Origin of the sequence: Actinobacillus ureae ATCC 25976 (assembly GCF_000188255.1) — a bacterium.
GTDB classification, from domain to species: domain Bacteria; phylum Pseudomonadota; class Gammaproteobacteria; order Enterobacterales; family Pasteurellaceae; genus Actinobacillus; species Actinobacillus ureae.
Window position 1 is genome coordinate 110,639 of the sequence record NZ_GL831080.1, and the last position, 11,945, is coordinate 122,583.

The window sequence follows — 11,945 nt, forward strand, 5'->3', positions numbered from 1 at the left end:
ACTACGGCCCCTTAGATTGTTAACCTTTAACCTTTAACCTTTAACCTTTAACCTTTAAAGGAAATCTCCCCTCTTTAGTAAAGAGGGGGAGATGTGCGTGGGACTTTAAGGCGTTGAGTTATAAAACTTATAAGCATCATCCATATTTTCGAATTTATGCATAATGCCCTTATCAAGCACCATCGCATTATCGCAATATTCCTTCATTGCAGACGGGCTATGCGAAACTAAAATAATTGAACGGTCTTTACGCTTCTCAAATAATTCGTGCTTACATTTTGCTGCAAAACGAGAGTCACCTACTGCAATCACTTCATCAATTAAGTAGCAATCAAACTCCACTGAAAGCGATAAAGCAAAAGCCAGTTTGGCCTTCATACCGGAGGAATATTTCTTAACCGGCTCATATAAATAATCGCCAAGCTCGGAAAACTCCTCGGTAAATGCTTTCACATAATCGAAATCAGCATTATAAATCCGACAAATAAAACGCAGGTTATCCATACCGGTTAAACTGCCTTGAAACGCTCCGCTAAACGCAAGCGGCCAAGAAATCGACATATGGCGTTCAATCGTACCGGTTGTTGGCGGCTCAACGCCGCTCATTAAGCGAATTAAGGTTGATTTACCTGTACCGTTACGCCCCAGAATACCAATTTTTTCGCCCTTATGTAGATCAAAATTAATATCCTGTAACACTGTTTTCCAACCGCTATTAGTATGATAGCGTTTGCTCACATTTTTTACACTAATCATTGTGGCTCAATCCCTTTACTAAAGTTTCGTACTAGAATCAGCCCTAATAGTAGCATCGCTAAATCGCATACGATTAGAAAACCGACATTTTCATAAGTTGGCACTAAATCGCCAAAATAACCATGACGGAACATTTCAGTACCACTAATCATCGGCACCCATTCGGCAATTTCACGAATTTGTGACGGTAGTGAATGTACGAAGAAAAATGCACCAGACAGCGGTAATAGTACGAAACTCAGCGTATTCCAAATCTTACCGAACACTTCAATTTTTTGTGCTAACGAACAAATAATCAGCCCTAACCCAAAGGCAAAAAATGCCATTAAAGTCCAAGCTAGCACCATGTAAAACACATCTTTTGGCGTATCAATCCAACCGATAAAAACTAATACTGCCGTAATCAAAATCTGAGCAACTGTCGCACCGGCGACTTCCAATAACATACGAGCAAAAATCGTATCTAATACCCGTACGTTACGGTGATATAGAAGGCTTAAGTTAGCGGAAATCGAGCCAATTGCTCGATTTGACACATTTCGCCACATCATTGTCATCGGATAACCGGTAATCGTAAACGCCACAATATTTAACGTAGAAACCTTATCCGCTCGGAAAAACTTCCACATCAACACAATTAAAAACGTTAACAACAGCGGCTCAATAAACAACCATAAAAAGCCTAAGTTCTTACGCCCATAGCGGGTAATAATCTCCCGCATCAGCAACGCATAAATCACACGCCCCTGAACAGCTAACGATTGTCGAAACGTTGTTTGGTCACCATATTGCATTAGTTTTTATGCTCTCTCACACTCGTGATTAATAAACCGAAAATTCCATATAGCATTAAACCGATAATAAAAGTCGCAATAATGTTATATAAACGGCTTGGTGCTAATGCCCAGTCTGGTTGACTTGGTTGACTGATAACTTCTAAATAAAGTTGCTGACGGTCGGCTTCACCTCGGGTATTGTGTAATGATGCCATTGCTGCGGTAAGTTGCTGCTGTGCTAATTCATTGGCCAACACTAAACGCTGATAATCCGCCGATTGATTCGCAACCGAGCTGCCCGTATTACCCGAAAGCTGTTTTGACTGCTCATCAATTTCTTTACGCAAACTTTTTTGGCGCATCAGTAATGCATCAACCTGCGGGTTATCCGGTGTAATTGACTGTAATTGCGCCAATTGCGTTTCCACACGAATCAGTTCACTTTTCAGACTCGAAATTAAAGAAAGCTGTACGCCCGATAGTGCCGGCAAATCAAAAATTTTATTTTTGATACGATATTTACTTAACACTTCAGCAGTTTCATTAACATTTTTTTCCGCCTCTTGCACCGCTTGAGCAGCAAACGCAAGCGTATCTTTACGACCTCGAGCATTTAAACGGTTAATCAGATCTTCACCCAGTCTTAACAATTTTTCGTTTAACTGTTGCCCTTCACTCGCTTCAAACGCCTGTACTCGTAAAGTCGCAATCCCTGATACGGAATCCACATCAATGCTTAAACGATCTTTAAAATAGCGGAAAAACGCTTCTTGCGTATCGTTTAAACCGAAACCGTTAAAACGGCTCAGAATATCGCCTTTTGTTGCATAGAAATCACGAACTGGTAATTCAGTTTGTAATTGTTCTAATGCAGTACGAGAACGCATATATTCTTGCACCGAATAAGTATCTTCTTGTGAACGAGTAAAACCTGTACCTTGTAACAGAGCTCCTACACCAGAAAACGAAGGCTGATTACGTGGCGAACGCACCACAAAACTTGATTCGGAGACATAAATATCCGAAGCGAACAGCCCAAAATAAATAGCTGAAAATAATGTTGGGAGAATAACCGTTAACCAAAGTAATGGATTTAACTTTCTTAATAAGCTTTTTTTCTTAGGTTTATTCGGTTTTTCTGCGGTAATCGCTACCATTATCCTTTCCTCTAAATAGATTTATCATTATAAGGTCTATTGACCGCAATTAATAGCCACGAATACTGTTAGTAGTACTCGTAATCGGTGATGTTACTGAGAAAATCATTCTTAAGAATTTTTGGAACTCAGACAATGGTGCATTCGAAACATATACAATATCTTTATCTTGCATTGGGAAGCGCTGTAATAAAAATATTGATTGCGGCTCGAGTAAATTCACACGATAAACCGTCGGCACATCCATACCGATACCATAACCTTTTGCTTCCCATTGTGCTTGTTGCTCTAAACTCAAGTGGGTAAAAGGCACATGGCGAAACACAAATACCCCTCTCGGATCCGAACGGGTATCAATTAAACCGCCCATCTTACCGATAGCTTCGGCAAGAGTAATACCTTTACTTGAGAATTTCATTTGTTGGTTATTACCCACCGCACCTAAACCAGTAAAGCTATAAGGCGTATTCAACAGCGACACCACATCGCCAGCACGTAACATAATATTTTGTGCCGGATCAGAAATTAGGGTTTCAAACGCTAATGTTTTGACTTGCGAACCACGAGTTAATTTTACAGTAACGTCTTCAATATTTTCAGTTGTACCGCCTACTGCTGCCACTGCATCTAACACACGCTCATTATTTGCAGTTAACGGCATACGAATACTGTTACCTTGACGAATAACCGTCACATCCGCAGAGTTATTATTAGCAATTTTTACTAATACCTGTGGCTGATTTGCCTTACGTTGCAACGCACCGACAATTTGAGACTGAATCGCCTCCGGTGTTTTACCCGCTACACGAATATTACCGACAAACGGCACGGTAACCGTACCTTTTTGGTTAACCATTTGCGCCGGCAATTGGGTTAAATGCCCGCTACCCTGCCCTTCAGAACTGAAAGTACCGCCAAACAACACTGCCGGCGGCGCTTCCCAAATCGAAATTTCAAGCACGTCACCCACATTGACCGCACCTACATATCCTGCACCGCCAGCCGTATCTAAAAAACCGGAAAATTGCTGGCTTTGCTGTACTCTGTACAAATTTTTCACTACAGTTTCATTAAGTTCAATTAAATTTGCTTCAACATGTCCGTATTTATTCATTTCTGTTACTTTATTTAATGTAGGCCCCGTTGTGGGTAAAGAAGAGCAACCCGAAAGCAAAATACATAAAGCAAAGGTATATTTTTTTTGTAAATTCATTAAAAAAAACCTTACGAATATAGAGATAATGAGCTATAATCATAACACATTATCAAGATAAGTTAAGCAAAATTATTCTAGTCTACTATAGTGTTGAGGGAAGTTTACTTTGATTTTGTTTAAGAATTTAATAAATATATTAAAAACAAAGTACATATATATGCTAGCAAAATATAAAGATATCCTTCCATCGAAGTTAAAATTAAGGATATTATATAAGCTTGGTTTATATAATGAAATAATAAATAACCCAAAGTATAAAAAATACATTTATTATGATATTGCCAAGATAGCCACCAGCTATAATACTAGCAATAAGAACAATATAATTCCCTTATCTTCTAAATATATGAATAACATGACTTTTATTTTAGGCATTCTCCCTTACAATCCTAGTTTAGCATTATGTTGTTTGCGTAATAAAAAGCCTTGCTTATTAAGGCTTTTTATATTATATCACTTAGGAAAGACAGTAGGTAATATTCCTAGTAATATAAATCATCCAGACCTATACCTATTATATAATAACGTTTATTTAGATTTAAACTCAAAAATAGAAAACATAAATAAGTACTTTAGTAAGTATAATTTAAGTGAAATAACTCTAATAAATAAAAAAGATAATAATTTTATTAAAAATATAACATCTAAACATTTATCTCTTTCAGAGTTAGATGGTTTACCTCTAGTATCGATTTTAGTGACAACATTTAATAGTGAGAAATGGATTGAATGGTCTATTAACTCTTTATTATCACAAACATATAACAACATAGAAATTATTATTATTGATGATTCAAGTACAGATAGTACGATATCAATAATAGAAAGATTAGAAAGGTCATCTAGTAAGATAAAGCTACTCAAATTACAAAAAAATATTGGTACTTATGCAGCAAAAAACATTGGGTGTTTCTTAGCTAAAGGTGAGTTTATTACCTGCCAAGATTCAGATGATTGGGCTCATCCTCAAAAAATAATGTTACAGGTATTACCTCTTTTAGAAAATCCTGATCTAATTGTTACATTTTCTCAATGGTTTCGTATATGCAACAATGGTACAGCATACGCTAGGAGCGTATATCCTCTCACAAGATTAAATCCTTCTTCTGCTTTATTTAGAAAAAATATTGTTATAGAAAAAATAGGATTATGGGATTGTGTTAGAACAGGAGCAGATAGTGAGTTTAATGCAAGACTAAAATTAGTATTTGGACATGAATTATGTTTGACCATAAAGAAACCTCTTACAATTGGTACTCATAGAGAAGGTTCTTTAATGACATCTGATGATACCGGCTACGTTAATGGAATTTCCTTAGAGCGATTAAACTATTTGGAAGCTTGGACTCTTTGGCATCTTTCCGAAGTAGCTAATAAAAGAAAACCTTATTACTTATTGAATAACTTTCGCCCATTCAAAGTATCAGATAAAAACAGAGTCGATTACAGAGATATAATATATAATATATATCTCATTAGGCAAGGTCTACAAGGTCTATTTTAGATTAGAGTTTTATATTAGACAAAGAGGGTATATGAAAAAAATCATTATTATTGGGCACTCTGCATCTGGATATCAAAGTGTAGAGAAAATTTTTCAAGCAGTTGGAATGAAACAGGCTCTTCCTTCTAAGAGGGATGGTATGTATCCACATGAAATAGATACTATTTTGAGCAAAGTAGTAAAAACATCAAAGATATCTGAACAGCCATATTCAATTAAACATAATAGATCTAAACGCCAAGTAAAGAAATTAGCTCAGCGTGTAGAGTTAGTTTCATCTCATAAGCAAGAATCGAAAAACGCATTAGTTAATCCATTGTGGGATCATTTAGCATTAGATCTAATGCTCGGTAACTTAGATCAATCTTTTTGGGGGTGGGCAAACCCAGATGCATTAGATGTTCTGGAATATTGGCAACGAGTCGATCCGAATATTCATTTCGTTTTTGTTTATGATAGTCCAAATAGCGTATTATTACAGTATACGGAAGAACAAATTTTATCACTAGACGAAAATCAAGTTCGTTCAGAATTAGAATCTTGGATCGATTATAATAAAAAAATGTTAAATACTTTTGAAAAAGTACGAGACAGAGCCGTTCTTATTAGTAGCAAGCAATTAATTGAATTTTCTGAAAATTCAATTAAAACTGTTTATGCACAAATCCAAGCACCAGTTAAACTTGATTCAAATAAAACCTCTCAATTAAGTGTTATCACAGAAAAATCTGCTTTAGAAAATAAGCAGTTAGAATATTTTTTCATTGATAGTATGCTTAAAAAGCATACTGATGTTCTTGCAGCTTATGAAGAACTCCAAACCTATTCAGATTTACCTTATTTAGCGAAAATTGATTTTAACAAAAACGCAGTTTTAAATATTTGGAAAGAAATTGTGAAAGATAAAATGCTACAGCAATCTAAACTCAAAGATAGTGAAGCATTAATTCAGCAATATCAGAATGAAGCCCAATCACAACGAAAAGAAAATGAAAAATTAGCTCAAAAACATAAAAATGAACGCGATGCGAAGCAAAAAATAGAAACCGAAAATAACTCCATTCTTTCGCAATTACATTTAACACAAGAAATGTTAGAGAAAGAGGTTGTAGCAAAAAGAAATGTTGAGAAAAAAAGTGCTGATTATCAGCAGAAGCTAAGTAGTATTGAAAAAGAAAAAGCCGATTTACAGTCTAAATTAAAAGATTTTAGTAATATACAATCTGAATTAAACAAGTTGAATCTGAAAATAACTCCATTCTTTCGCAATTACATTTAACACAAGAAATGTTGGAGAAAGAGGTTGTAGCAAAAAGAAATGTTGAGAAAAAAAGTACTGATTATCAGCAGAAGCTAAGTAGTATTGAAAAAGAAAAATCCGATTTACAGTCTAAATTAAAAGATTTTAGTAATATGCAATCTGAATTAAAACAAGTTGAATCTGAAAATCAAACCTTACTTTTACAATTACATCGAACTCAAGAAGAGCTAGAGAAACAACATAATGCACTAATGGCATTAAAAAATCCTGTTTATTTCGGTGCTGCAGAGCGCTTTAAAAATGAGCTTCCTTATAGACTGGGTAAAAAAATGATTGAGGCAAGTAGATCTTTTAAAGGTTGGCTAACGATGCCTTGGCTACTAAAGATAGAAGCTAAAAAAGTAAAAGAAGAGCAAAAAAATCTTAAACTGCCTAATATTGAAGAATATGCAGATTTTTCAGAAGTAGAAAAAGTGAAGAAGCATTTGTCTTATCAGCTAGGTGCTGAGTTAGTTAAAAGTAATATATTTGTACCGTTTACTGTTTTAAAAACAGCTCTAACTTTTAAAAGAAATCATAAGTAGGGTTATATAAAAATGAATGTTTTATCATCAGCTATTTCAGAATATAAAAAAGAAAATTATAAACGAGCATTGGAATTATTCAACGAGGCGGGAAATTTATACGGAAATGATATAGTTTCTTTTCATGTTGAAAAATGTAAGGAGGCATTAGGTTTATCTGAGAATTATAGTAATAACTTTGCTAAAAGCATCGAATTAGATTTAGCTACACAAATAATGTCTTTTGGAAAAAGGAAAAACCTTAGTTCACATGATAAAGAAAATTTAATAAAAAACTGGAAGGCTATTGTTTCTAAAAGGTCTGAGAATGCAGAAGTTAAAAATGTTAATCCCATTCCAGGAGACTTTCCAAAAGATTTAATTTTACCTGCGTTACCTGAAGGACCAAATGATTTTAAATGGAATAAAGTAAGAAAAATTCGTTCATCAATAAAGATAGAACAACCCAAAGAGATCGGGTTATCAGTTGTTATTCCTACTTTTAATCGTAGCCGTATTTTAGCAATTACACTTTCTTGTTTGGTGAATCAAAAATCTAAATATCCTTTTGAAGTTATTATTGCTGATGATGGGAGCAAAGAAGATATTTGTTCCGTTGTTCGTAATTATGAAAAAGACCTGGATATTAAATATGTTCGTCAAAAAGATTATGGCTATCAACTTTGTGCTATTCGAAATTTAGGATTAAGATCTGCTAAATACGATTTAGTTTCTATTTTAGATTGTGATATGGCACCAAATCCTCTTTGGGTTCAGTCCTATGTAGAACTACTTTTAGAGGATGATGATGTAGCATTAATTGGTCCTAGAAAATATGTAGATACTAAAAATGTTTCTCCAGATTCAATTCGATTAGATTCTCAATTAATTTGTACATTGCCAGAGATTCGAACAAATAACAATGTGGCAGGCAAAGATGCCGGTGATATTTCTGTAGACTGGCGTTTAGAGCATTTTAAAAAAACAGAGAATTTACGACTTTGTGATAGCCCATTCCGATATTTTAGTGGCGGCAATGTTGCTTTTTCTAAAAAGTGGCTAGTTAAAGCTGGATGGTTTGATGAAGAATTTACTTATTGGGGGGGCGAAGATAATGAATTTGGATATCGACTTTTCAAAAATGGATGCTATTTCAGAGCTGTGGAAGGGGGAATGGCTTATCATCAAGAGCCTCCAGGTGCAGAGAATGAAACAGATAGAGCGGAAGGGAAGAAGATTACGCTAAATATTGTTAAAGAAAAAGTACCTTATTATTATCGTAAGTTACAGCCTATAGAATCAGCGGTAATCCATAAAGTTCCTTTAGTAACAATATATGTCCCAGCATATAATTGTGCAGATAGCATTCAACGTTGTGTGGATAGTGCTTTAAATCAAACAGTTACTGATTTACAGGTTTGTATTTGCAATGACGGTTCTACAGATAATACTTTGGAAGTAATAGAATCGCTATATGGTCAAAATCCTAGAGTGAAGATCTTAAATCAGAAAAATGGCGGAATTGCTGTTGCATCTAACAGTGCTGTTAAAGCTGCTGATGGATATTATATTGCCCAATTAGATTCAGATGATTATTTAGAACCTGATGCGGTAGAAATTTGCTTAAATGAATTTTTGAAGGATCGTTCTCTTGCTTGTGTATATACAACTAATAGGAATGTAAATCCTGATGGTAGTCTAATTGCTAATGGCTATAATTGGTCGGTCTTCTCTCGAGAAAAACTTATCACAGCGATGATTGTTCATCACTTTAGAATGTTTACTGCTCGAGCATGGCATTTGACATCAGGATTTGATGAGAAAATTGAAAATTCTGTGGATTTGGATATTTACCTTAAATTGAGTGAAGTTGGTCCGTTTAAACATGTTAATAAGATATGTTATAATAGAGTATTACATGGTAATAATACATCTATTAAAAAACTAGGTATCCAAAAGAAAAATCATTTTTTGGTTGTCAATAAATCATTAAATCGTCAAGGTATCACGCATTATCAGTACAGTGCTATTGATGATAATGATGAAAGTCGTAAATATACTTTCATCAAAAATTTTGATAATCCAACTCCGGTATTAACAAATAATAATCATACAAAATTAGCATTTAGTTTAGTTTATCCTGATCAATTGGATAATTTATTAAAGAAATTAAATAATATTATTGAGTATAATAATGGTGTGGTTGCAATTATAGTGCATATTAATCCACAGTATATTAATAATAATATTACTAACAAACTGTCTGAATTTGAAAAACAGCATAAGTTAAAGGTTATTGTAAATTCTGCTATAGAATATAATAATTTCAAATATCGCCAAGTAAATTATTACCTGGATAACTTTAACAAACTATTAGAATCAGGAATTAATTTTGATTATGTTATCTTTGATAACTACGATAGTTTATACGTGCAGCCTGGTTCGAGTGATTATATGGTTAAGTTCGATATTGGCATGAACTTTGGCAAAATTAATGGATATTGGCAAGAGAAGATCGTTTCCCATCAGGCACTTCGTCATTGGGTCAGCCAAAAAATTAGCATGAATATTTCTGATCTGGCTTGTAAAGGAATGGTCCAAGGTATGTTCTTGAATGTTAATAGTGCAAAAGCAATATTTGCCTTATTATCTGAGTTTTTGCAGTTATGCAAACAAACTAATGATTTACCAAAATACCCAACGGAAGAGATCCTGTTTCAGGTTATGGCTTCGATTGCAGAGAAAGAGCAAGGTAAATCCTTTAAAAAATCACCTACGCTTACCTATATGCCGTGGGATAGAAAATTACAATGGACAACTGAGCAAATTGAGCAGGCTCGTCAAGGCATTGGAATTAGTAAAAATAAGTTTTTAATAAATAGTATTAGAGATAAATAAAATGAAATTTAGTGCTGTTATAAACTGTTTCAACGAAGAAAATTTTATTTTATGCAATGCCCGAGATTCCAGCAGTAATACACGGTGATTTATGTTTTAGTAATATAATGTATGACTCTCGTAGTAATAATATTAGGTTTATCGATCCTCGAGGATTAAATATTCAGCAAGAACTAACTATTTATAGTTATGACTTAGCGAAGCTTTGCTATTCCTTTATTGGTTTGTATGATTTTATTATTGCTGACTCTTTTAAGCTGGAACGTTCAGAAAAATTGGGCGTAAAACTAATTTTTAATTTGGATCAGCATTTTAAAGAAATCCAATCGGTGTTTATGCAAACCAATTTGACTCCAGGAATTAGTGATAAAGAGACAATCTTGTTATTTTTATCAATGATTCCATTGCACTTTTATAAGCCTCATCGGGAGGCAATGTTAGCAAATGCTCTGAGATTATATGCAGAGTGGCTAAAATAGGAGAAATTTTATGAAAAAGATAACCATTATAGGAGTGGGCTATGTAGGACTATCTAATTCAGTCTTGCTCTCTCAAAATCATTCTGTCGTTGCATTAGATATTGATGTGGAGCGAGTTAAGCTTCTTAATCAAAAAAAATCGCCAATAGAAGATCAAGAAATTGAAGATTTTTTAAAAAATAAACCGCTAAATTTTAAAGCAACTTTAGATTCTAAGGAGGCTTTGCAGAATGCTGAATTTGTGATTATTGCTACACCAACTAATTACGATCCTAAAACAAACTATTTTGATACAAGTAGTGTGGAGTCTGTTATTCAGCAAGTGCTTAAAACTAATCCAAATGCTGTAATGGTAATAAAATCAACCATTCCTATTGGATTTACAGAGCAAATGAAGCGAAAATATCAAACGGAAAATATTATTTTCTCACCTGAGTTTTTACGAGAAGGTAAGGCTTTACACGATAATTTATATCCCTCCAGAATTATTTTGGGAGAAAAATCAGAGCGAGCAAGAACTTTTGCAAACTTGTTACTTGAAGGTGCTATTAAAAAAGATGTGGACATATTATTTACGGATAATACGGAAGCGGAGGCGATAAAACTATTTGCAAATACTTATCTTGCTATGCGCGTTGCGTATTTTAATGAGTTAGATACTTATGCCTCTATTAGAGGTTTAAATACGGAAGATATTATTAAAGGCGTATGTTTAGATCCGAGAATTGGTGATTTTTATAATAATCCGTCATTTGGCTATGGTGGGTATTGTTTACCAAAAGATACGAAGCAATTATTAGCTAATTATCAAAATGTGCCACAAAATTTAATTAATGCTATTGTGGAAGCAAACCGTACTCGTAAAGATTTTATTGCTGAAGATATTTTAGCAAAATCGCCTAAAACAGTCGGAGTTTATCGCTTAGTGATGAAAGCTGGATCTGATAATTTCCGAGCTTCTGCTATTCAGGGGATTATGAAGAGAATTAAAGCTCAGGGAATAGAAGTAATTGTGTATGAACCGGTTTTAGATGAAGATACGTTTTTCGGTTCAAAGGTTACAAAGGATCTAGAACAATTTAAACGAGCATCAGATATCATACTTGCTAATCGTATTACAGAGAATCTTGTTGATGTACTTGATAAGGTATATACTAGGGATGTTTTTAAAGGAGATAGTTAATCACAATTACTAAGGAAGATTATACTGTTACTAACTAATCCGTAAATTATAAAAACAAGCGGTCAAATTTTTCTTAAAACGTGCATAATTTAGGAAAAATGCGACCGCTTGTTTTATTAATATTATTTAGAATAAATTAAGGGGCTGTAGTA

At 34.0% G+C, this 11,945-nt stretch carries 10 protein-coding genes; 6 read left to right on the top strand and 4 right to left on the bottom strand.

The genetic code is table 11. From position 1 onward, the window contains the following. Window positions 1-105: 105 nt before the first annotated feature. Genes HMPREF0027_RS00530 through HMPREF0027_RS00545 form a run of 4 tightly spaced genes read right to left on the bottom strand, consistent with a single transcriptional unit; the run spans window position 106 to window position 3,902 of the window. A complete protein-coding gene (locus HMPREF0027_RS00530) occupies window positions 106-756 on the bottom strand; it encodes an ABC transporter ATP-binding protein (protein ID WP_005621183.1) in 651 nt (216 codons plus the stop codon). Further along, entirely contained in the window at window positions 753-1,550 is a 798-nt protein-coding gene (locus HMPREF0027_RS00535) for an ABC transporter permease (RefSeq protein WP_005621185.1), read from the bottom strand. Before HMPREF0027_RS00535 ends, HMPREF0027_RS00530 begins: the two co-directional genes overlap by 4 nt. Next, the gene (locus HMPREF0027_RS00540; protein WP_005621187.1) at window positions 1,550-2,689 is read right to left on the bottom strand and encodes a capsule polysaccharide transporter; all 1,140 of its coding nucleotides are present in this window, start codon (window positions 2,687-2,689) and stop codon (window positions 1,550-1,552) included. The genes HMPREF0027_RS00535 and HMPREF0027_RS00540 overlap by 1 nt, the downstream gene beginning before the upstream one ends. Before the next feature lie 49 nt (window positions 2,690-2,738). Further along, window positions 2,739-3,902: a polysaccharide biosynthesis/export family protein gene (locus HMPREF0027_RS00545; protein ID WP_005621188.1), complete on the bottom strand. Its 1,164-nt coding sequence runs from the start codon at window positions 3,900-3,902 to the stop codon at window positions 2,739-2,741. 160 nt (window positions 3,903-4,062) lie between these two features. Between HMPREF0027_RS00545 and HMPREF0027_RS00550 the strand changes: the two genes are divergently transcribed. The 6 genes from HMPREF0027_RS00550 to HMPREF0027_RS00575 all read left to right on the top strand — a co-directional run bounded on the left by HMPREF0027_RS00550 (window position 4,063) and on the right by HMPREF0027_RS00575 (window position 11,793). Then, window positions 4,063-5,409 carry a glycosyltransferase family 2 protein gene (locus HMPREF0027_RS00550; RefSeq protein ID WP_155812092.1) on the top strand — a complete coding sequence of 449 codons (1,347 nt, stop codon included), beginning with the start codon at window positions 4,063-4,065 and terminating at the stop codon, window positions 5,407-5,409. A 31-nt stretch (window positions 5,410-5,440) separates the two neighbouring features. Beyond that, window positions 5,441-6,688 carry a hypothetical protein gene (locus tag HMPREF0027_RS00555; RefSeq protein WP_005621192.1) on the top strand — a complete coding sequence of 416 codons (1,248 nt, stop codon included), beginning with the start codon at window positions 5,441-5,443 and terminating at the stop codon, window positions 6,686-6,688. Window positions 6,689-6,696: 8 nt separating this feature from the next. Beyond that, window positions 6,697-7,254, top strand: coding sequence for a hypothetical protein (locus tag HMPREF0027_RS00560; RefSeq protein ID WP_005621195.1), 558 nt, complete (start codon window positions 6,697-6,699; stop codon window positions 7,252-7,254). Window positions 7,255-7,266: 12 nt separating this feature from the next. Next, window positions 7,267-10,131: a glycosyltransferase family 2 protein gene (locus HMPREF0027_RS00565; protein ID WP_005621196.1), complete on the top strand. Its 2,865-nt coding sequence runs from the start codon at window positions 7,267-7,269 to the stop codon at window positions 10,129-10,131. A 107-nt stretch (window positions 10,132-10,238) separates the two neighbouring features. Continuing rightward, on the top strand, window positions 10,239-10,610 hold the full coding sequence (locus HMPREF0027_RS00570) for a hypothetical protein (protein ID WP_244261821.1): 372 nt from the start codon (window positions 10,239-10,241) through the stop codon (window positions 10,608-10,610). A 10-nt stretch (window positions 10,611-10,620) separates the two neighbouring features. Next, window positions 10,621-11,793, top strand: a complete 1,173-nt coding sequence (locus HMPREF0027_RS00575; RefSeq protein WP_005621201.1) for a nucleotide sugar dehydrogenase — start codon at window positions 10,621-10,623, stop codon at window positions 11,791-11,793. The last annotated feature ends 152 nt before the right edge of the window (window positions 11,794-11,945 follow it).

Coding starts and splice junctions, on each gene's coding strand:
- HMPREF0027_RS00530 (WP_005621183.1), bottom strand. CDS start 756: ATGATTAGTGTAAAAAATGTGAGCAAACGCTATCATACTAATAGCGGT.
- HMPREF0027_RS00535 (WP_005621185.1), bottom strand. CDS start 1,550: ATGCAATATGGTGACCAAACAACGTTTCGACAATCGTTAGCTGTTCAG.
- HMPREF0027_RS00540 (WP_005621187.1), bottom strand. CDS start 2,689: ATGGTAGCGATTACCGCAGAAAAACCGAATAAACCTAAGAAAAAAAGC.
- HMPREF0027_RS00545 (WP_005621188.1), bottom strand. CDS start 3,902: ATGAATTTACAAAAAAAATATACCTTTGCTTTATGTATTTTGCTTTCG.
- HMPREF0027_RS00550 (WP_155812092.1), top strand. CDS start 4,063: ATGCTAGCAAAATATAAAGATATCCTTCCATCGAAGTTAAAATTAAGG.
- HMPREF0027_RS00555 (WP_005621192.1), top strand. CDS start 5,441: ATGAAAAAAATCATTATTATTGGGCACTCTGCATCTGGATATCAAAGT.
- HMPREF0027_RS00560 (WP_005621195.1), top strand. CDS start 6,697: ATGTTGGAGAAAGAGGTTGTAGCAAAAAGAAATGTTGAGAAAAAAAGT.
- HMPREF0027_RS00565 (WP_005621196.1), top strand. CDS start 7,267: ATGAATGTTTTATCATCAGCTATTTCAGAATATAAAAAAGAAAATTAT.
- HMPREF0027_RS00570 (WP_244261821.1), top strand. CDS start 10,239: ATGTATGACTCTCGTAGTAATAATATTAGGTTTATCGATCCTCGAGGA.
- HMPREF0027_RS00575 (WP_005621201.1), top strand. CDS start 10,621: ATGAAAAAGATAACCATTATAGGAGTGGGCTATGTAGGACTATCTAAT.